Origin of the sequence: Streptomyces ruber (genome assembly GCF_014648075.1) — a bacterium.
Classification (GTDB): domain Bacteria; phylum Actinomycetota; class Actinomycetes; order Streptomycetales; family Streptomycetaceae; genus Streptomyces; species Streptomyces ruber.
Genome location: NZ_BMQK01000010.1, coordinates 1 through 20,844, shown reverse-complemented (window position 1 = coordinate 20,844; position 20,844 = coordinate 1). Strand labels below are relative to the sequence as shown.

Annotated in this window: 11 protein-coding genes and 3 pseudogenes; 10 read left to right on the top strand and 4 right to left on the bottom strand. The window is 75.8% G+C overall.

What is annotated here, in order from left to right; genetic code table 11:
- Positions 1-170: 170 nt before the first annotated feature.
- The 5 genes from IEZ04_RS21080 to IEZ04_RS21060 are packed head-to-tail and all read left to right on the top strand — an operon-like array spanning position 171 to position 14,250.
- Positions 171-7,256, top strand: coding sequence for a type I polyketide synthase (locus IEZ04_RS21080; RefSeq protein ID WP_189218495.1), 7,086 nt, complete (start codon positions 171-173; stop codon positions 7,254-7,256).
- Positions 7,257-7,276: 20 nt separating this feature from the next.
- Positions 7,277-11,905, top strand: coding sequence for a type I polyketide synthase (locus IEZ04_RS21075; RefSeq protein WP_189218494.1), 4,629 nt, complete (start codon positions 7,277-7,279; stop codon positions 11,903-11,905).
- Positions 11,902-12,228, top strand: a complete 327-nt coding sequence (locus IEZ04_RS21070; RefSeq protein WP_189218493.1) for an acyl carrier protein — start codon at positions 11,902-11,904, stop codon at positions 12,226-12,228. Before IEZ04_RS21075 ends, IEZ04_RS21070 begins: the two co-directional genes overlap by 4 nt.
- A gap of 4 nt (positions 12,229-12,232) precedes the next feature.
- Positions 12,233-13,066, top strand: a complete 834-nt coding sequence (locus tag IEZ04_RS21065) for an alpha/beta fold hydrolase (protein ID WP_189218492.1) — start codon at positions 12,233-12,235, stop codon at positions 13,064-13,066.
- Entirely contained in the window at positions 13,063-14,250 is a 1,188-nt protein-coding gene (locus tag IEZ04_RS21060) for a glycosyltransferase (protein WP_189218491.1), read from the top strand. Before IEZ04_RS21065 ends, IEZ04_RS21060 begins: the two co-directional genes overlap by 4 nt.
- A gap of 269 nt (positions 14,251-14,519) precedes the next feature.
- Here IEZ04_RS21060 and IEZ04_RS21055 read toward each other — a convergent pair whose 3' ends face one another.
- Positions 14,520-15,734, bottom strand: coding sequence for an ROK family transcriptional regulator (locus IEZ04_RS21055; RefSeq protein WP_229821150.1), 1,215 nt, complete (start codon positions 15,732-15,734; stop codon positions 14,520-14,522).
- Between the two features lie 192 nt (positions 15,735-15,926).
- Between IEZ04_RS21055 and IEZ04_RS21050 the strand changes: the two genes are divergently transcribed.
- The 4 genes and pseudogenes from IEZ04_RS21050 (at position 15,927) to IEZ04_RS21035 (ending at position 19,578) form a co-directional block, all read left to right on the top strand.
- Positions 15,927-16,829, top strand: a complete 903-nt coding sequence (locus tag IEZ04_RS21050) for a sugar phosphate isomerase/epimerase family protein (protein WP_189218489.1) — start codon at positions 15,927-15,929, stop codon at positions 16,827-16,829.
- Positions 16,830-16,908: 79 nt separating this feature from the next.
- Positions 16,909-17,580 (top strand): annotated as a pseudogene (locus tag IEZ04_RS21045) (nucleoside/nucleotide kinase family protein); the annotation flags it as partial.
- On the top strand, positions 17,577-19,256 hold the full coding sequence (locus tag IEZ04_RS21040; RefSeq protein ID WP_189218487.1) for a sodium:solute symporter family protein: 1,680 nt from the start codon (positions 17,577-17,579) through the stop codon (positions 19,254-19,256). The pseudogene IEZ04_RS21045 and the gene IEZ04_RS21040, both read left to right, overlap by 4 nt.
- A 58-nt stretch (positions 19,257-19,314) precedes the next feature.
- A complete protein-coding gene (locus IEZ04_RS21035) occupies positions 19,315-19,578 on the top strand; it encodes a hypothetical protein (protein ID WP_189218486.1) in 264 nt (87 codons plus the stop codon).
- A 271-nt stretch (positions 19,579-19,849) separates the two neighbouring features.
- Here the strand turns inward: IEZ04_RS21035 and IEZ04_RS34925 are convergent.
- A pseudogene (locus IEZ04_RS34925) lies at positions 19,850-20,074 on the bottom strand (hypothetical protein); the annotation flags it as partial.
- A 190-nt stretch (positions 20,075-20,264) separates the two neighbouring features.
- Here IEZ04_RS34925 and IEZ04_RS35625 point away from each other — a divergent pair.
- Entirely contained in the window at positions 20,265-20,393 is a 129-nt protein-coding gene (locus IEZ04_RS35625; RefSeq protein ID WP_268245680.1) for a hypothetical protein, read from the top strand.
- A gap of 27 nt (positions 20,394-20,420) precedes the next feature.
- Here the strand turns inward: IEZ04_RS35625 and IEZ04_RS21025 are convergent, their stop codons facing one another.
- A complete protein-coding gene (locus tag IEZ04_RS21025) occupies positions 20,421-20,621 on the bottom strand; it encodes a type 2 periplasmic-binding domain-containing protein (protein WP_189218485.1) in 201 nt (66 codons plus the stop codon).
- A gap of 114 nt (positions 20,622-20,735) precedes the next feature.
- Positions 20,736-20,844, bottom strand: a pseudogene (locus IEZ04_RS35820) (taurine dioxygenase); the annotation flags it as partial.

The following is a 20,844-nucleotide window of genomic DNA, read 5'->3' as shown; positions in this document are numbered from 1 at the left end:
CCCGGTGTTGCAGCAAAGACCGGAAGGACAAGATGCTGCGCGTGCGTCTCCGGGTTCCTCGTCGGAGGACGTGCGTGCGGTGACGCCTGGAGTCACGCTCAGTCACGGGTCGACCGCCCGTCACGGCGGCAGTCGACTGTCACGCACCACGCCCCACACCGGAGACTCCCATGCGGACGCTCACCTCCCCCGTGCCGTCGCAGCCCCCGACGGACGCCGTCATCGCGGTGAATCCGCTGCACCGCCCCTCGCCGCGTCTCACCGCCGCGGCCGGCCGGGCAGGCGCCCTCGGCGTGCTCGAACTGCCCGGGCGGCCGCGTGAGGCCGCCGGCCTCCTGGACCGCACCGCCCGCTGGTCCGCCGGCCGCCCCTTCGGAGTGCGCGTCCGTCCCGGCTGCCCACTCGGCCCCGAGGACCTCGCGGGCCTGCCCGCGAGCGCGGGCACCGTCCTGCTCGCCGACCCCGAGCGGAACACCGCCGACTTCCCGGGCCGCCGGGTCCTCGTCGAGGTCACCGGACCGGCCGGGGCCGCCGCCGCGGTCCGCGACGGCGCCGCGGGACTGCTGCTGCGCGGCAGCGAGTGCGGCGGCCGGGCCGGCGAGCTGAGCACCTTCGTCCTGCTGCAGAAGGTGCTCGCCGACCCGGAGATCACCGTCCCGGTCTGGGCCTGGGGCGGCATCGGCCCGCGCACCGCCGCCGCGGCCGTGGCCGGCGGCGCCGCGGGCGTCGTGCTCGACATCCAGCTCGCGCTGCTCGACGAGGCCGAACCGGACGCCGAAACCGCCGAGGCGCTCGGCTCGCTCGACGGCTCCGAGAGCGTCCTCGTCGACGGGGTGCGCCTCCTGCGCCGCCGCGGGCCGCAGGCCCCCGAGCCGCCCGCCGACCGGGCCGCCGCGCTCCGCGCCCTCACCGCCGCCGACCCCGCGCGGCGCCTCCTGCCCGTCGGCCAGGACGGCCACCTCGCCGCCTCCTTCGCCGCCCGCTCCACCACCGTCGCCGAGGCGGTCCGCAGGATCCGCGACGCCATGACGCGTACCGGTGCCGACGCCGCCACCGCGGCCGCCGCACTCACCGAGGGCTCCGCCGGGGCCCGCGCGCTCGGCACCCGCCTCCCGGTCGCCCAGGGCCCGATGACCCGGGTCAGCGACGAACCCGCCTTCGCCGCCGAGGTGGCCGCCGAGGGCGCGCTGCCCTTCCTCGCCCTGGCCCTCGCCGACGGCGCGCGCACCCGCGCCATGCTGGAGCGCACCCGGGACACACTGCCCGACGGCACCCCCTGGGGCGTGGGCGTCCTCGGCTTCGCGGACGAGCGGGTCAAGGAGGCCCAGCTCGCCGTCGTACGGGAACTGCGGCCCAGCCACGCGATCATCGCGGGCGGCCGTCCCGCGCAGGCCGCCGCCCTGGAGGCGGAGGGCATCCCGGCGTTCCTGCACGTGCCCTCGCCCGGGCTGCTGCGGCAGTTCCTCGCCGCGGGCGCCCGCCGGTTCGTCCTCGAGGGCGCCGAGTGCGGCGGTCACATCGGCCCCCGCAACAGCTTCCCCCTTTGGGAGGCGCAGACCGAGGTGCTGTGCGAGTGGCTCACCGAACAGGGTCCCGCGGCGGCCGCGGAGCTGACCGTGCTCTTCGCGGGCGGTGTCCACGACGCCCGGTCCGCCGCCATGGCCGCGACCGTCGCCGCCCCGCTGACCGAGGCGGGCGCGGGCTTCGGCGTACTGATGGGGACCGCCTATCTGTTCACCGCCGAGGCGGTCGGCACGGGCGCCATCCGGCCGCTCTTCCAGCGGCGGGTCCTCGCCGCCGAGCGCACCGATCTCCTGGAGACCGCGCCCGGCCACGCCACCCGCTGCGCCGCCGGCGACGTCACCCGCGACTTCGCCGCGCTGCGCGCGGAACTCACCGCCCGGGGCGTGCCGGACCGCGAGATCCGGGACCGCCTGGAGCGCTTCACCGTCGGCCGGCTCCGTATCGCCGCCAAGGGCGTCGAGCGGGTCGGCGACGCACTGCGCACGGTGGACGAGGACCGCCAGAGCGCCGCGGGCATGTTCATGGCCGGCGAGGTCAGCGTGCTGCGCACGAGGACCACCACGATCGCCGCCCTGCACCGGGACGTCACCGAGGGCGCCGCCGCCCACCTCGCCGAGCGCGCCGCCGCGGGCGTCCCCGCCGCAGAGGAGGCACCCGCGCCGCTGCGCATCGCCGTGGTCGGCATGGCCGCGATGTTCCCCGGCGCCCACGACCTCGGCGAGTTCTGGGCCAACGTGGTCGCCGGCACCGACAGCGTCACCGAGGTGCCCGCCGACCGCTGGGACCAGGAGCTCTACTACGCCCCGGACGGCGACGGCGGACACACCCCGTCCCGCTGGGGCGGTTTCCTGCCGCGCATCCCCTTCGACCCCCTGCGCCACGGCATCCCGCCCGCCTCGCTGCCCAGCATCGAACCCGTACAGCTGCTCGCCCTGGAGGCGGCCCGCCGCGCGCTCGCCGACGCCGGGTACGAGAGACCGGACGCCGACCACCGCCGCACCTCGGTGATCTTCGGCGCCGAGGCGGGCAGCGACCTCGCCAACGCCACCACCCTGCGCGCCGTACTGCCCGCCTACCTGGGCGCCCTGCCGCCGGAGCTGGCGGAGCAGCTGCCGGAGCTGACCGAGGACTCCTTCCCCGGCATGCTCGCCAACGTCATCGCCGGGCGCATCGCCAACCGGCTCGACCTCGGCGGTGCCAACTACACCGTCGACGCGGCCTGCGCCTCCTCGCTCACCGCCGTGGACGCCGCCTGCAAGGAACTCACCACCGGCACCAGCGACCTGGTGCTGTGCGGCGGCGCCGACCTGCACAACGGCATCAACGACTACCTGCTCTTCTCCTCGGTGCACGCGCTCTCGCCCTCCGGCCGCTCCGCCCCCTTCGACGCGAGCGCCGACGGCATCGCCCTCGGCGAGGGCGTCGCCTGCGTGGCGCTCAAGCGCCTGGCCGACGCCGAACGCGACGGCGACCGGATCTACGCCGTCATCGACGGCGTCGGCAGCGCCGGCGACGGCCGCGCCCTCGGCCTGACCGCGCCCGCACCCGGGGGCCAGCGCGCCGCCCTGACCCGCGCCTACGCGAACGCCCGGGTCTCCCCGGCCGAGGTCGGTCTGATCGAGGCCCACGGCACCGGCACCGTCGTCGGCGACCGCACCGAACTCGCCACCCTGACGGAGGTGTTCGCCGAGCACGGTGCGGCCCCCGGCTCCTGCGCCATCGGATCGGTCAAATCACAGATAGGGCACACCAAGTGCGCCGCGGGACTCGCCGGGCTGATCAAGACCACCCTCGCGCTGTACCACGGCGTCAAGCCGCCCACCCTGCACCTGAGCGACCCCGGCCCGGCCCGGGACGCGACGGCCGGCCCCTTCGTCTTCCACACCTCCGCCGCCCCCTGGACCGCCGGACCGGCCGGCCGGATCGCGGGCGTCAGCGCCTTCGGCTTCGGCGGCACCAACTTCCACGTCGTCCTGCGCGCTTACGACCAGGCGCCCGCCGCGCACGCCCTCGACGTCTGGCCGGCCGAGCTGTTCACCTTCCGCGGCCGTGACGAGGAGGCCGCCGCCGAGGCGGTCCGCGCCCTCCTGACCCTGATCGAGCGGGACGGCGGCCGCAGCCGGCTGCGCGACTTCGCCCGGCACGCCGCGCAGCGCGCCGACCGGGCCGGGGCACGCGGCGAGCCCGTACGCGTCGCGGTCGTCGCCCCCACCCTGCAGGAGCTGCCCGGGCTGCTGCGCCGCGCCGCCGAGGGCGAGGACGCCCCCGCCGACGGCATCCATCTCGCGCGCGCCGTACCGCGGGAGGTCCGCGACGGACGGCTCGCGCTGCTCTTCCCCGGCCAGGGCAGCCAGCGCCCCGGAATGCTCGCGCCGCTGTTCGTCGCCTTCCCCGAGCTCCACCGCCACCTCCACCTCGGCGCCCGCTGGGCCGACATGCTCTTCCCGCCCGCCGCGTTCGACGACGGGACCGCCGCCCGCGCCCGGGCCCGGATCACCGACACCGCCGTGGCACAGCCCGCCCTCGGCATCACCGCGCTCGCCGTCACCGAACTGCTCGGCCGTCTCGGCGTGCGCCCCGCGATGGCCGGCGGGCACAGCTACGGCGAACTCGCCGCGCTCGCCGCGGCCGGCGTGCTCACCCCCGACGAACTGCTCGCCGCCAGCGCCGCCCGCGCCCGGGCCGTACTCGGCCGGGTCCCAAAGGGCGACGCGGGCACCATGGCCGCGATCGGCGCCCCCGCCGAACGCGTCGAGGAGGTGCTGCGGCTCGCGGGGCTGGACCGCGACGTGGTGGCCGCCAACCACAACTCGCCCGCCCAGACGGTCGTCTCGGGCCCGGGCGAGGCGGTCGCCGCGGCGGTCACGCACCTGAGGGACGCCGGGTGCACCGCCCGGCCGCTCGATGTGGCCTGCGCCTTCCACAGTCCGCTGCTCGCCGGCGCGGACGAGGACTTCGGCGCCCACCTCGCCGCCCTCGACCTGCCCGCCCCGGCCTTCCCGGTCTGGGCCAACCGCACCGCGGCCCCCTACCCGCGGGACGCCGAGGGCATCCGCGCCGAACTCGCCGCCCAGATCGGCTCACCGGTCCGCTTCGCCGAGCAGATCGAGGCGATGTACGCGGCCGGGGCCAGGGTCTTCGTCGAGGCCGGACCCGGTCGGGTGCTGAGCCGGCTGGTGGCCGACGTGCTGGGGGACCGGCCCCACCGCACCGTCCCCCTGGAGGACGGCCGCGACGCCGGACTGCCCGGCTTCCTCACCGCGCTCGCCCGGCTCGCCGTCGGCGGCGCCGAGCTGCGCACCCGGCCCCTGTTCACCGGCCGTGACACCGCCGACCCGGCCACCGCCACCGCCGTCCGGCGGGCCGGCTTCACCGTCGACGGCCATCTGCTGCGCCGCGCCGACGGCACCTTCCCCCCACACGCACTGCGTCCCGCCCGACCCGTGACGGAGTCCACCGTGTCCGACCCCCAGCACCCCTCCGTACCGGCCGCCGGTCCCGAAGCGCTGATCGCGGAATTCCTCCGCGGCAGCCGGGAGATGGTGTCCGCCCAGCGCGACGTCCTCCTCTCCTACCTGGGAGCGCCGCCCGAACCGCCCGCCGGTACGGAGCAGATGACCGCGCAGGTGACACCTGCGGCGCATACGGCCCCCGCGGCGGCGCACAGCGCCCCGGTCACCATGCCGTCGCCGGCCACCGCGCCGACCGTGCCCGCCGCCCCGGGCCTCCCGGTCCTGGACACCGTCCTCGACGTGGTCGCCGAGCGCACCGGCTACCCGGTGGACATGCTGGAGCCGGACCTGGACCTGGAGGCCGACCTCGGCATCGACTCCATCAAACGCACCGAGATCGCCGGTGAGCTCGGCGCCCGCCTCGTGCCGGACACCGCCGGGGCCGAGATCGAGGCGCTCAGCGGCGCCCGTACCGTCGCCGAGCTCGGCCAACTCCTCGAAGCCGCCCTCGGCTCGGGCCCCGCGCCCGCCGCGGCCCTCGCTCCGGTCTCCGGTTCCGCTCCGGTGCGTGGCACCGCTGCCGTCCTGGGTTCCGCTCCGGTCTCCGGTTCCGCTCCGGTGCGTGGCACCGCTGCCGTCCTGGGTTCCGCTCCGGTCTCCGGTTCCGCTCCGGTCCGCGGCACCGCTGCCGTCTCGGGTCCCGCTCCGGTCCCCGATGCCTCCCGGGTCTCCGGCCCCGCTCCCGCGTCCGGTTCCACCGCCGTCGACGGACCGCAGCCCGTGATCACCGCCCCGCGGCGGCTGGTCTTCGCCGAACGCGTCCTGGAGCCGGTCACCGCAACGCCCGAGCCCGGCGGCCGGGTACAGCTGATAGGCGGCGGCGAGACCGCCGACGAGCTGGCCGCGCTGCTGGCGGAGGCCGGCATCGAGGCCGAACTTCTTCCGGACGGCCCCGGCGGTCCCGAACGCCCCGGCGGTCCCGGCGGCTCCGGCGGCCCCGAGGGCGAACTGCCCGCCGCGGGCGCCGAGACGGTGGTGCACCTGACGCCGCTGGACGCCGGCGGCCCCGTGCTGCCCGCCGCCTTCCCGCTCTACCGGTCGATCCTCGCGGCGGGCCCGCGCCGCCTGCTCGCCGCCGACCGGCGGGGCGCCGGGGAACCCAGCGGACTGCGCGGCTTCTTCCGCTCGGTGGCCCGCGAGTACCCCGGGATCCGCGCCACCCTGGCCGAACTCCCGGACGGCGCGGGCGCCGCCGAGGCCGCCCGCGCCCTCTTCGCCGAACTCGCCGCCCCCGAGGACGAGCCGGTGGTGCTCCTCGACGCCGGCGGCCGACGCCGCGCCCTCCGGCTGCGGCCCGCCCCGCTCGGCGCGATCGCCACCAGCGGCGCGGGACCGGCCGGTGACGGCGCCGCCGTGGCCGAGGCCGCCGGGCTCGACCACGAGTCGGTGGTCCTCCTGGTGGGCGGCGCCCGGGGCATCACCGCCCGCTTCGCCCGTACCCTCGCCTCCGCCGCCCGCTGCCGCCTGGTCCTCTTCGGACGCACCCCGGAACCCTCGGCGGCCGAGGACCCGGCCACGGCCGGGGCCACCGACCGCGCCGCACTGCGCGGCGCCCTGCTCGCCGCGCAGCTCACCACCACCCCCGCCGCGACCGAGCGCCGCGTCTCCGCGCTGCTCGCCGAGCGCGAGGTCCGCGCCACTCTCGCCGACCTGCGCGAACTGGGCGGCGAGGCCGAGTACCGGCGGGTGGACGTGCTGGACGCCGAGGCGGTCGACGCCGCCGTCAAGCAGGTGTACGCCCGGTACGGACGGCTCGACGGCATCGTCCACGCGGCCGGGATCATCGAGGACAGGCTGATCGCGGAGAAGAGCCCGGAGTCCTTCGCCCGCGTCTTCGCCACCAAGGCCGACGGTGCCCGCACCGTCCTCGACGCGGTGGACCGGCTGCCGGTGAGCCCGCGCTTCGCGGTCCTCTTCGGCTCCCTCGCCGCCGCCCTCGGCAACCGCGGCCAGAGCGACTACGCGAGCGCCAACGACGCCCTGGAGGAGCTGGGCCGCCGCTGGTCCGGCGCCGAGCGGCGCGGCCTGACCGTGCACTGGGGCCCCTGGGCGGCCGCCGAGAGCGGCGGCGGCATGGTCGGCGCGGAGCTGATGCGCTCCTACGCGGCACGCGGCATCGGGCTGATCGACCCGGACGAGGGCCCGCTCAGCCTGCTGCGCGAACTCGCCCACGGCGCCCCGGACGAGCACACCGTCGTCTACACCGCCTCCGGGTGGTGAGCCCGGTGACGTCCGACGCCATGCCCGTACCTCCCCCCGCCGGGCCGGGGGCGCGGCAGCAGCCGGCCGCCGTCGTCGGCATGGAGGTCCTCCTCCCCGGCGCCCCCGACCTGGCCACCTACTGGCACAACATCGCGCACGGCGTGGACTCGGTCACCGAGGTGCCCGCCGACCGCTGGGACCCGCTGTTCCACGACCCGTCCGCCCGGGCCGCCGGCCGGTACAGCGACCGCTTCTACTGCCGCCGCGGCGGGTTCGTGGACGGCGGCGCCGAGTTCGACCCGGTCCGTTTCGGGATGATGCCCAAGTCGGTGCCCGGCACCGACCCGGACCAGCTCATCGCGCTCGACGTGGCGTACCGCGCCCTCCTGGACGCGGGAGGCGGGTCGGTGCTGCCCGCCCGCCGCGAACGGGCCGGCGTCGTGCTCGGCCGCGGCGGCTACCTCACGCCGGGCCTGGTCCGCCTCGACCAGCGGGTGCGCACCGCCAACCAGCTCGTGCACACCCTGCGCGAGCTGGCCCCGCAGCTCGGCGAGGCGCAACTGGAGGCGGTACGCGCCGGGTTCTGCGAACGGCTGGGGCCCGAGGAACCGGAGTCCGCGATCGGCCTGGTGCCCAACCTGGTCGCCTCCCGCATCGCCAACCGGCTCGACCTGCGCGGACCCGCGTACACCGTGGACGCGGCCTGCGCCTCCTCGCTGGTCGCCGTCGACCACGCGGTGCGCGAACTCGCCTCCGGGCGCTGCGACGTGATGCTCGCGGGCGGGGTGCACCACTGCCACGACCTCACCCTGTGGAGCGTCTTCACGCAGCTGGGCGCGCTCTCCCCGAGCGAGCGCAGCCGCCCGCTGCACCGGGACGCGGACGGCGTCCTGATCGGCGAGGGCACCGGCGTGGTCGTCCTCAAGCGGCTCGCGGACGCCCAGCGCGACGGCGACCGGATCTACGCGGTGCTCCGCGGCACCGGAGTGGCCGGTGACGGCCGCTCCGCGAGCCTGTTCACCCCCCACCCGGGCGGCCAGATCCGTGCCGTGCGCCAGGCGTGGCGGGCCGCCGGGCTCGACCCGCGCGCCGCCGACGCGCTGCAGCTCCTGGAGGCCCACGGCACCGCCACCGCCGCGGGCGACCGCGCCGAACTCGCGACGGTGGCCGAGGTGTTCGGCTCCGCGGGCTCCGCGGGCTCCGCGGGCTCCGCGGGATGTGCGGATCCTGCGGGGCGTGCGGTCATCGGCTCGGTCAAGTCGCAGATCGGGCACACCATGCCGGCCGCCGGGGCGGCCGGTCTGATCAAGGCCGTGCTCGCCCTGCACCACGGGACGCTCCCGCCCACCCTGCACTGCGACGACCCCAACCCGGCACTCGCGGAGACGCGGTTCACCACACTGGCCACGGCCCGCCCCTGGGACGAGCCGGCCGGCGGTGCCCCGCGCCGGGCCGCCGTCAACGCCTTCGGCTTCGGCGGCATCAACGCGCACGTCGTCCTCGAACAGCCCGCGGCGGCGGCCCGTGCCCGCCGCCCGCGGGTGACCGTCGCCGAACCGGAGCGCGTGCTGCGCCTCGCCGCCGGGAGTCCTGAGGAACTGGCCGCTCAACTCGCCGCCGAGGACGGCGCGGTGCTCGCCGCGGGCCTGCCGGGGATCGGCGTGGCCGACGCGCGCCCGGTACGGCTCGGCATCGTCGACCCCACCGCCCGCCGGCTGCGGGTGGCCCGCAAGGCGGTCGCCAGGGGCGAACCCTGGCGCGGCCGCAACGACGTGTGGTTCACCCCGCGCCCGGTGCTCGGCCGGGCCGGCGGGCGCACCGCCTTCGTCTTCCCCGGACTGGAGGCCGAGTTCACCCCGAGGGTGGACGAACTCGCCGCCCGCCTCGGCCTGGACTGGTCCCACGACGGGGCCACCCGGGTCGGCGACGTGGGCCGGCACGGTGCCGCCGTCTTCCGGCTGGGCCGCCTGCTCGACACCGCGCTCCGCAGCCTGGACGTGGTGCCCGACGCCGTGGCGGGCCACAGCGTGGGGGAGTGGACCGCGATGGCGGCGGCCGGGGTGCACGCCCCGGAGGAGGTGGACGCCTTCCTGGCCGGCTTCGACCCGGACGCGCTGCGCGTGCCCGGCGTGGCCTACGCCGTCCTCGGCACCGCCGCCGACCAGGTCCTGCACCGGCTCGCCGGCCGTGAGGACGTCGTCCTCAGCCACGACAACGCCCCCGGTCAGTCGATGATCTGCGGCCCCGAGGAGGCCGTCGCCGGACTGGTCGGCGCCTTCCGCGCCGAGGGCGTCATCGCGCAGGTGCTGCCCTTCCGCTCCGGCTTCCACACCCCGATGCTCGCCCCGTACCTGGACCCGATCCGCGAGGCGGCCGACCGGTACGGCGTGCACGTCCCCCACACGCCCCTGTGGTCGGCGACCACCGCCGCGCCCTTCCCCGCCGCACCGGAGGCGGTCCGTGACCTGTTCGTACGCCACCTCCTCGAACCGGTCCGCTTCCGCGAGCTGATCCTCCGGATGTACGCGGCGGGCTTCCGCGCCTTCCTCACCCTGGGCGCGGGCCGGCTGGGCTCCCTCGTCGACAACACCCTCGAGGGCCGGGACCGCCTGGTGGTCCCCGCGCACTCCACCTCCCGCGACGGCCTCGCCCAGCTCCGCCGGGTGACGACCGCCCTGTGGACCGAGGGCGCCGCTCCGGACGTCACGCCGCTCGACCCCCCGGCCACCACGGCGGGGCCGGCCGCCCGCCCGGTGCGCGGCGCCGGGACGAGGCTCGACCTCGGCGGCGCCTTGATCAGCCTCTCCGCCACCGCCGGCGCCACCGGACGCGCCCTGCTCGCCGTTCCGACGGCGGACGCCGCTGCGGGAGCCCCGCACTCCGACGCCCTCGGCCGACTCGGCCGCGCCGCCCGGGGCGACCCCATGGCCGCGGAGCTCGCCGCGCTGCTCACCGACACCGCCGCGGTCGCCGGGGAACTCCTGGACGCGACGCGCCGGGCCCCGCGCACCCCGCGCCGGGGACTTCGTGTCCCGGCCCACGGGCTGCCAGGTACCCGGCGGCCCACAGCCGCAGTGCCGCCCCGGCCCGCCGGTCCCCGGGCCACGGCCCCCCTCACCCCCGTGCCCCCCACCCTCCGCATCGACGTCGAGAAGATGCCCCACCTCCTCGACCACTGCTTCTTCCGGCAGCGTCCGGGCTGGCCCGACGACGCCGACCGGTGGCCGGTCGTGCCCGCGACCACCGTCATCGACCACCTGATGCGCATCGCGGAGCAGGCCGTGCCGGGACAGCGGGTGGTGGCCGTGCACCAGGTGCGGCTGCGGAGGTGGATCGAGGCCGTGCCCGCGTCCGAGGTGCCGGTCGAGGTGCGCCGCCTCGGGGCGGACCGGATCGAGGTCCGGCTCACCGGTTTCGCGGGCGCCGTGCTCCAGCTCGCCGAACGGCCCGGAACGCCGCCCGCCGTGTGGCCGGCCGACCCGGCCGGTGAGCGCGTTCCGGAGCTGACCGCCGAGCAGCTCTACACCGAGCGCTGGATGTTCCACGGCCCCCGCTTCCGGGGCGTCACCGAACTGACCGCGCTCGGCGAACGCCACGTACGCGGTGTGCTCACCGTCCCCGGAGCGCCCGGCGCGCTGCTCGACAACGCCGGCCAGCTCCTCGGCTACTGGGTCATGAGCACCCTCACCGAGCGCACCACCGTCTTCCCGGTCGGTATGGCCCGTATCGGCCTCTACGGCCCCGAACCGGCCGCCGGCACCGCCCTGGACTGCCACATCCGGATCCGCGAGGTCACCCCGACCACGGTCACCGCCGACATGCAGCTCGTCCACGAGGGCCGGGTCCGGGCCGAGTGCACCGGCTGGACCGACCGCCGTTTCGACACCGATCCCGGTATCCGCGCGGTGGACCGCTTCCCCGGCCGCTGCACCCTCTCCGAGACGCGCCCCGAGGGCTGGACACTCGTCCACGAGCGCTGGCGCGACCCCGCCACCCGCGAGCTGATCATGCGCAACATGCTCGGCGGCGCCGAACGCGAGCGCTACGGGAGCCAGTCCCCGGCCCGCAGGCGCCGCCACCTGCTCGGCCGGATCGCCGCCAAGGACGCGGTGCGCCGCCTGCTGTGGGCGGAGGGGGAGGGGGACATCTACCCGGCCGAGATCGCCCTGCACAACGACGCCGACGGCCGCCCGGTCGTCACCGGCGTACACGGCCGCGACATCGGCCCCGGTCTCACCGTCTCCCTCGCGCACAGCGCCGAGGCAGCCGTCGCGCTGGCCCGACGCGGCCCCTGCGGCATCGACCTCGAAGAGGTCACCGCCCGGTCCGCCGCCGCCGTCGCGGCGGCCTGCGGCTCCGAGGAGCGCGAGCTCCTCGCCCGTGCCGTCGCCGCGGGCGACGAGGGCGAAGACGTGTGGTTCACCCGTTTCTGGGCGGCCAAGGAAGCCGTCGCCAAGGAGCGCGGCACCGGACTGGGCGGACGGCCCCGGGACTACCGCGTCATCTCCGCCCGCCCGGACCTGCTGCGGGTCGAACACGCGGGTCGTGTCCGGGAGGTGCGCTGCCGTCAGGCGGCGGCCCCCGCGGGGCTGCCCGAACGGATCTACGTCGTCGCCTGGACCGAGGGCGACGCCGAGCCAGTCGGCCACACAGGAGGACCGGCATGACCACTGAGGCGACGACCACCACGCCCCGCGACGCCGACGGGAACACCGTGCTCGCGCGGATCGTCACGGTGCTGCGCGAGCTGCCCGACGCGGGCCTCGAGGACGCCGAGATCGGCCGCGACACCCTCTTCCACGACGAGCTGGAGCTGGAGAGCATCGACCTGGTCACCCTCTCGGGCACCCTGCGCGAAATCTACGGAGACCGCGTCAACCTCGCCCTCTTCATCGCGGACCTGGAACTCGACGAGATCATCGCGCTGACCGTGGGACAGCTCGCCGACCACGTCACCGCCTCGCTCCGCGCGACCGCCGCGGAGGGCTGAGCGGATGGCGAAGATACGCACCGGCGACATCACCACCCACGTGCAGCAGCTGGCCGCGGGCGCGGTGGGCGGCGCGGTCCCCGAGGGCGAACCCCCGGTGGTCGTCCTCGTGCACGGCCTGCTCACCGACTCCCTCGCCAGTCACTACTTCACCCTGGGCCCCGCGCTCTCCGCGGCGGGCATGGACACGGTGATGTACGACCTGCGCGGGCACGGCCGCACCGACCGGCCCGCCACCGGCTACCGCCTGGAGAACTTCGTCGAGGACCTGGCACTGCTCCTGGACGGCCTCGGCGAGCACCGCCCGGTGCACCTGGCCGGCAACTCCTTCGGCGGCACCGTCGCCGCGGGGTTCGCCGCCTGGCACCCGGGCCGCACCGCCACCGTCACCATGATCGAGGGGGAGCCGCCGGTGGCCGCGTGGGCCGGCCGCATCGGGGACGGCCTCGCGCACGCCCGCCGCGAGCTGGTCCACGAGGAGGCCATCGACTGGATCAGGGAGCGCCACGGGGCGCACACCGCCCGTCTCTCCCGTGCGGCGGGACGCATCCTCGCGACCACCACGCTGGCCGAGGACGTCCCGGCGGGGCGGCTCATCGCGGACGACCTGTCGGCGCTGCGCCGCCCGCTGTTCGCCCTCTTCGGCGGCGACTCGGGACTCGCCGCCCAGGCGCCGGAGCTGGAGGCCAGGCTGACGGAGTGCCGCACCGCGGTCCTTCCCGGCCAGGGCCACTCGGTCCTCGTCGAGCAGCCCGCCCGCATCCGCGACCTCGTCCTGGACTGGGTGCGCGAGCACCACGCGCGCCGGTCCCGCACCCCGGCCGGGGCGGTGGGATGAGCCGCTTCCTGCTCGTCGTCCCGCCCCTGACCGGGCACATCGGCCCGCTGGTCGGAGTGGCGGCCGAGCTGACCCGGCGCGGCCACGAGACCCTGTGGTGCGGGTGCGCCGACCGCGTCCGCGCCGTGGCCGGGCCCGCCGCCGCGGTCCACCCGGCCGCCCTGCCCGGGACCGGCGCCCCGGTCCGCCCGCCGGGCCTGACGGGACCGGCCGCCTTCCGTTTCCTCTGGGAGGACTTCCTCGTCCCGCTCGCCGAGGCGATGGCGCCCGCCGTGGAGGACGCGGTGCGGGCCTTCCGCCCGGACGCCGTCGTCACCGACCAGCACGCGGTGGCCGGCGCCCTGGTCTGCGAACGCCTCGGCGTGCCGTACCTCACCTCGGCCAGCACCTCGGCGGAGCTCGTCGGCCCGCTGGACGGACTGCCCAAGGTGGCCGCCTGGCTGACCGGCCGGCTGACCTCGCTGCGGGAGGCGACAGGGGACCCGGCCGCCGCGTACGATCCGCGCTTCTCCCCGTACGGCACCCTGGCCTTCACCGGCCGGGAGCTCCTCGGCGACGCGCCCCTGCCCTCGGACCGGGTGCACCTGGTCGGCCCGGTCGTCACCGACCGGCCGCGGGACACCGGCTTCCCCTGGGACACCCTGGACCCCTCCCGCGAGCTGGTCCTCGTCTCGCTCGGCACCGCCAACACCGACGCCGGAGCCCGCTTCCTCCACGAGGCCGCGAAGGCGCTCGCCCTGCTCGCCGACCGTGTGCAGGGCGTCGTCGCGGACCCCGGCGGCCACCTCACCGCCCCGCCGGCCGGCGTCCTGGTCCGCCCGTACGTGCCTCAGATCCAACTCCTCGGCCGTGCGCGGGCGGTGATCGGCCACGGCGGTCACAACACCGTCTGCGAGAGCCTCTGGCACGGGCTGCCGATGGTCCTCGCCCCGATCCGCGACGACCAGCCGATCGTGGCCCGCCAGGTGGTCGAGGCGGGCGCCGGCGTCCGGGTGCGCTTCGGGCGGGTGGACGCGGCCGGGCTCGCCGAGGCGCTGACCACGATCCTGGACGACGCCGGCGGGCACCGTACCGCCGCGGCGGCCATCGGCAGGTCGCTGCGCGCCGCGGGCGGCCGGCACGCCGCCGCCGACCTCCTCGAACAGCTCGTCCCCCCGCGCCCGGCGGCCTCCGCGGGCCGCTGAGCGCGTGGCATCCCCGGGCCACCGTGGAACGCCTGCTGTACACAGCCCGACCGGCTTCGCCCGCAGCCACAGGAGGCCCGGGCCCCCGCCCGCGCCCGACGGTCCGCCGTCTCCCGGTGACCACCCGCTGCGAGCGCTGCTCCGGCGGCCCGGCCGTACCGGTTCGTCCCCCTCGGCTCGTTCCTCCTCGTCCGCGCCGCCGACGCCGCGGAGCAGGCGGGCAACCGTCGCGGTGCCCGGCCCGGTCCGGCGGGTGGGCGGGGTGCCCCCTACGGGTTGCGGGACAGCGCCGCGTCGACCGTGGCGGGTGCGTAGAGCACGTCCGTGACCGCGCCGGCCGCGCCGACCGTACCCGCGCGGGACCGGAGGCGGGAGGTGGTGACGGTGAGTTCGCGGGTGGCCAGGGGCAGGGAGCGGCGGTAGGTGATCTCGCGGACGCCGGCCAGCAGGTGGTCGCCGGCGTAGGCCAGTTCGCCGCCGATGACGAGACTGGAGGGGTTGAGGAGGCTCACGGTGTCGGCCAGGGCGCGGCCGATGAGCCGGCCGGACTGCCGCACGAGGCGGACGGCGTCCGGGTGCCCGTCCCGGATCAGGCTCACGACCCCGGCGGTCGTGTCGACCCGGTGGCCCAGTTCCCGCAGGTCGCGGACGAGGGCCCAGCCGGAGGCGTAGGCCTCCAGGCAGCCGGTGAGCCCGCAGCGGCACACGAGCGCGTCGGGGGCGTTCTCGTCGACGCCGGGGGCGGGGCTGTGCCCGATGTCGCCGGCCGCGCCGCCGGCACCGCGGTGCAGCCGGCGGCCGAGCACCAGTCCCGCGCCGATGCCGGTGCCCAGTTTGATGAAGACGAGGTGTTCCTCGCCGGCGTGGGCGGTGCGGTACTCGCCGAGCGCCATCAGGTTGGTGTCGTTGTCGGTGAGGACGGGGCAGTCGTAGCGGCCGGCGAAGTAGTCGGGGACGCGGTAGCCGTCCCAGCCGGTCATGATCGGGGGACTGACGATGCGGCCGGTCTCCGCCTCCACCGGCCCCGGCACACCGATGCCGATGCCGCGCACCCGGTCGGCGGTGTGCCCGGCGGCGGCGAGCAGGTCGCGGAAGTCGTCCGCGACGCGGTCCAGGACCGGGGCCGGTCCGAGCCCGACGTCGTCGGTGCGCTCGCGGCCGTCGAGGACGCGGCCGGCCAGGTCGGTCACGGCGGTGCGGACATGGGCGCCGCCGATGTCGGCGACGAGCAGCACGCCGCCGTCCCGGCGCAGCCGGAAGGACTGCGCGCGGCGGCCCCCCGTGGCGCCTCCGGTGCCGGCCTCCTCCACGTAGCCCGCCTCGGTCAGCGCCTCGAGGCGGGTGGCCATGGTCGAACGGGACAGGCCGGTGGCGGCCATCAGCTCGGCGCGGGTCGTGGCCCGTCCGCTGCGGATCAGGTCCAGTACGGCGCCGGGGCCGGTGGGGTGAGGGGCGCCCTCGGGGATGCGCGCGTTCGGTGACACCGGGCCTTCCTGCCTCCTGACCGACTCCTGCTGACGGGTGACGCGTGGCCGTCCCTCCGGGTTCGCCAGGGGCGGCGCCCTTACCTTACCGCGCCATCTGCGGGAGGCGACGGCATCTTTTGCTTTACTGCTACGCAGAAGTTGTTGCATAGTGAAGCAAGAAAGCACTCGATGGTGAGGAAGAAGCGTTCCATGAGCAGCACCACCACTCCGCAGACCCCGGACAACCCCCTCGGCGTGCACGCCCTCGTGTGGACCGGCGACTGGACCCCGGAAGGCGCCCGGCTCGCCGCCCGGCAGAGCAGGGCCGCCGGGTACGACCTGGTCGAGATCTCCCTGCACGACATGGACGTGGTCGACGTCCGGGCCACTCGCGCCGCCCTCGCCGAACACGGTCTGGACGTCGCCTGCTCGCGCGGCCTCGCCTTCGACGCCGACGTCTCCTCCGACGACCCGGACACGGCCCGGCGCGGCGAGGAACTGCTCAGCCGCGCCCTCCACCTGGCCGGCGACCTCGGCGCGGGCTACTTCTGCGGCGTGCTGTACAGCGCCCTCGGCAAGTACGCGGGCCCGCCGACCGCGCGCGGCCGCGAGCACGCGGTGCGGGCGCTGCGGCGGCTCGCCGCACAGGCCGCCGACCGCGGCATCACCCTCGGCATGGAGGTCGTCAACCGCTACGAGTCCAACCTGGTCAACACCGCCCGCCAGGCCCTCGACCTGATCGACGAGGTCGGCGCGGACAACGTCAAGGTCCACCTGGACACCTACCACATGAACATCGAGGAGCAGGACTTCACCCGCCCCGTCCTCGACTGCGGCGACCGCCTCGGCTACGTCCACGTCGGCGACTCGCACCGCGGCTACCTCGGTTCCGGCACCATCGACTTCCAGCAGTTCTTCCACGCGCTCGGCACCATCGGCTACACCGGCCCGATCACCTTCGAGTCCTTCTCCTCGGCCGTCGTCGCCCCCGGTCTCTCCAACGACCTGGCCGTGTGGCGCAACCTGTGGTCCGACGGGCCCGACCTGGCCGCCCACGCCCGCTCCTTCATGGCCGGCCAGCTGAAGGCGGCACGCGCGGGCCTGGCCGGCTGACCGGTCCGCGCCGCCTCCCACCACCGGCCGGCGCGGCCGTCCGCACGGCCCACGGCCACGACCACGAAGAAGCACGCCCACCATGACTCCCCAGGAACTCCTCACCCGCGCCGAGGCGCTGGCCGCGACGGGTGAGCGCCACATCCTCGGTATCGCCGGTCCCCCCGGCGCGGGCAAGACGACCCTCGCCCGCCACCTCGTCGACGCCCTCGGCCCCGGACGCGCCGTCCTCGTCCCCATGGACGGCTTCCACCTCGCCGACGTCGAACTGGCCCGGCTCGGCCGCGCCGACCGCAAGGGCGCCCCCGACACCTTCGACGCGCACGGCTACACGGCCCTGCTGCGCCGGCTGCGCGACCCGGGACCCGACGGCCCGCACACCGTCTACGCGCCCGGCTTCGACCGCACCCTGGAGCAGCCGCTGGCCGGCGCCGTACCGGTGCCCCCCGACGTCCCCCTGGTCATCACCGAGGGCAACTACCTGCTGCTCGACGAACCCGCCTGGCGCCCGGTGCGCCCGCTGCTGGACGCCTGCTGGTGGGTGGAGCTCGACCCGGACGAACGGGTGCGCCGTCTGGTCGCCCGCCACGAGCTGTTCGGCAAGAGCCCCGAACACGCCCGCGCCTTCGTCCTCGGCTCCGACGAGGCCAACGCCCGCCGGGTCGCGGCCGGCGCCGGCCGCGCCGACCTCGTCGTCCGGTTCGCGCCCGGCGAGGCGCCCGTTCCCGGCGCGGCGGAGGTGGGCCCGTGACCGGCACCCTGGACCTCGACCTCGTCGACTGGTTCCTGCTCGCCGTCTACTTCGCCGCCATCATCGCGATCGGCGTCTACACCAAGCGCGCCGTCACCACCAGCGGCGACTTCTTCCTCGCGGGCCGCTCCATGCCTGCCTGGATCACGGGCCTGGCGTTCATCTCCGCCAACCTCGGCGCGCTGGAGATCATCGGCGGCGCGGCCAACGGCGCCCAGTACGGCGCGGCCGCCGTCCACTTCTACTGGCTGGGCGCGATCCCCGCGATGGTGTTCCTCGGCGTCGTGATGATGCCGTTCTACTACTCCTCGCGCGTGCACAGCGTCTCCGAGTACCTGCGGCGCCGCTTCAACAGCCAGACCCACCTGCTCAACAGCGTCGTCTTCGCGGTCGCCCAGGTGATGCTGGCCGGTGTCAACCTCTTCGCGCTCGCGCTGATCATCAAGCTGCTGATCGGCTGGCCGCTGTGGCTGTCCATCGTCCTGTCGGCCGTCTTCGTCCTCGTCTACATCACGCTCGGCGGACTGGCCGGCGCGATCTACGGCGAGGTGCTGCAGTTCTTCGTCATCCTCGCCGGACTCGTCCCGATCGTGTGGATCGCGCTGCACATGGTCGGCGGCTTCGACGGACTGCGCGACGGCATCGCCGGCATCGACGACAACCTGCTCAAGACCTGGCAGGGCACGGAGGTCGGCGGGTGGTCCAACCCGCTCGGCGACTGGATCGGCCTCGCCATGGGCGAGGGCTTCGTCCTCGCCTTCGGCTACTGGACCACCAACTTCGCCGAGGTGCAGCGCTCGCTCGCGGCCAAGGACCTCAACGCCGCCCGCCGCACCCCCATCATCGCGGCCTTCCCCAAGATGCTGCTGCCGCTGGTCACCGTGGTGCCCGGCATGGCCGCCCTGCTGCTGATCCCCCAGCTGGGACAGGACGGCGGACCGACGTACAACGACGTCATCCCCGAACTGATGCAGCGCTACCTGCCCAACGGCGTCCTCGGCATCGCCCTCACCGGCCTCCTCGCGGCGTTCATGGCGGGCATGGCCGCCAACATCTCCGGCTTCAACACCGTGTTCACGTACGACATCTGGCGGCCGTACGTCGTCAAGGGCCGCAGCGACCGCTACTACCTGAACGCGGGCCGCGTCGCGACGGTCGCCGCCATCGCCCTCTCGGTCGGTACGGCCTTCATCGCCTCGAACTACAGCAACATCCAGAACTACCTGCAGATGTTGTTCTCGTTCTTCAACTCGCCCCTGTTCGCCACCTTCCTGCTGGCGATGTTCTGGCGGCGGGTGACACCGTGGGCCGGCTTCTGGGGCATGCTCTCGGGCACCGCCGCCGCGGCCGCCGCCCACTTCACCGCGGGCCACCTCGCGTTCTTCTACCCGGGCGGCGACATGAGCGCCGAGATGAACGCCCAGATGGCCAACTTCTACGGGGCCGGCTTCGCGTTCGTCGTGGACGTGATCGTCACCGTCGCCGTCACCCTGTTCACCCGGCCCAAGCCGGAGTCCGAACTGCGCGGCCTGGTGTGGGGCCTGCCCGACCCCGACTCGCCGGACGCCCACGAGGCGGGGCGGCGCCAGCCCTGGTGGCGCTCCCCGGTGGTGCTCGGCTCCGTCGTCCTCGTCTGCACCCTCGCCCTGAGCGTCTGGCTGGTGACGGCGGTATGAGCACCGGCACCGCCCGTACCGTCCACCAGCACCCCCTCGTCCGAAGGAGGCGGTCCGCATGACCAGCCGACGCGCCGGGTTCGACGTGCGCATCCTCATCGCCGGCCTGCTCGGTCTCTACGGCGTCGTCCTCACCCTGGTCGGCGTCACCGACTCCGAGGCCGACCTCGCCAAGGCCGACGGGCTGCGCGTGAACCTCTGGATCGGCATCGCCCTGCTCGTGGTGGCCGCCGCCTTCGGCCTGTGGGCACGCCTGCGCCCGCTGACGGCGGAGCACGCGGCACCGGGCCCCGACGAGGGCGGCGACGGCACCGGCCGCTGAACCGGGAGGCCCCGCCGGCTCGCCGCGGGTACGTCCCCGCGGCGAGCGGCGCGCCGGGCCGGCGCCGCTTGAGTGACTGGGGAACAGGTTGCCGTGCGGGAGGCAGGCGGTGGGGTGGCGAGCCGGTCTCTCCCCTCCTCCCCGTACGGCGGCGACGTCGTCCGCGGCGGCACGGTCGACGACACGCCGGGACCGGCCGCGGCCACCACGCCCGTGATCTCTGTCCGGGCACGACCGGGAAACGGGCGCCGGGCCAGTGGCCCCGCAGCAGATCCAGATCCGTGTGACAGACACCGCACGCGGTGATCCCGACGAGGACCTCGCCCGTCCCTGCTCGGATACCTCGCGTTCGGTGACGGTGAGCGGCGCGCCGGCCGCCGTGGCGATGGCCGTGAGCATGGGCGGACCTCGATTCTGTCGCCGGGCACAGCCGGCAGCACCGTTGTCCGCTGTCGCGGACCGGTCCGGCGAGGTCACCTCCGGGGACGCGTGGCACGTGCGGGCCTTTTCAGTCGTCCGAGCCGGCCCCGGACCGACGCGCCCACCCGGCCTGTTCATCCGCTCGTCGCCCGGAGGTGGTGCCGAGGACGTCTACGAGGGCATCACCCAGGGAGATTCGGAAAACGAGCGGCACCCGGGCCGCCGGAGAGGCGGGCACCGGAGAGCCGGAACGGAGAAGAGGAACCATGGGCGGTTTCGTGGTGGGCGTGCTCGCGCGGGTCGGAATGGCGTTCGCCGAGGCGATCGTCGCGCACTTCGCGCGGGAGCTGTACACCTACCTGCGCTCGCGGCACGCCGCCGCTGCGGCGGCCTGACGCGAGGTGGCGGCTCCGGCTCGCGCCTCACGATTCCGCCGCCACCCGCCTCAACCGCTCACGCGGCCACTGGCGTTCCGGGGAGCGCTCGGTGCGCGGATGCCGGAACATGGCCAGTGCCGGCTTCGGTGACTCCGTGGCCAGTGGTACCTCGCGCAGGCCGAGGGCCGGTCCCAGCGGGTCGAAGAGGCGGCGCCGGGTCAGGGTGATCCGGTCGGTCCGGGACATCGAGGTCCACGACGGCACGCACCATCCGCTGTCCGTGGTGGCGCGCCAGGACGGCACGGAGCTGTCGCCGCGCGTGGACCATCGCCCGGACCGCTTCACCGGGGCGGAGGCGTGTCAGCGGGCGGCCGGCACGGGGCCCACGGGGGTGTCCCCGCGGAGGGTGATGCGGTGCATGACGCGGTGCTGTTCGCCGTAGTCGCGGTTGGCGTAGTGGGACGTGCTG

Coding starts and splice junctions, on each gene's coding strand:
- IEZ04_RS21025 (WP_189218485.1), bottom strand. CDS start 20,621: ATGTCCCGGACCGACCGGATCACCCTGACCCGGCGCCGCCTCTTCGAC.
- IEZ04_RS21050 (WP_189218489.1), top strand. CDS start 15,927: ATGAGCAGCACCACCACTCCGCAGACCCCGGACAACCCCCTCGGCGTG.
- IEZ04_RS21035 (WP_189218486.1), top strand. CDS start 19,315: ATGACCAGCCGACGCGCCGGGTTCGACGTGCGCATCCTCATCGCCGGC.
- IEZ04_RS21065 (WP_189218492.1), top strand. CDS start 12,233: ATGGCGAAGATACGCACCGGCGACATCACCACCCACGTGCAGCAGCTG.
- IEZ04_RS21060 (WP_189218491.1), top strand. CDS start 13,063: ATGAGCCGCTTCCTGCTCGTCGTCCCGCCCCTGACCGGGCACATCGGC.
- IEZ04_RS21070 (WP_189218493.1), top strand. CDS start 11,902: ATGACCACTGAGGCGACGACCACCACGCCCCGCGACGCCGACGGGAAC.
- IEZ04_RS35625 (WP_268245680.1), top strand. CDS start 20,265: ATGGGCGGTTTCGTGGTGGGCGTGCTCGCGCGGGTCGGAATGGCGTTC.
- IEZ04_RS21075 (WP_189218494.1), top strand. CDS start 7,277: ATGCCCGTACCTCCCCCCGCCGGGCCGGGGGCGCGGCAGCAGCCGGCC.
- IEZ04_RS21080 (WP_189218495.1), top strand. CDS start 171: ATGCGGACGCTCACCTCCCCCGTGCCGTCGCAGCCCCCGACGGACGCC.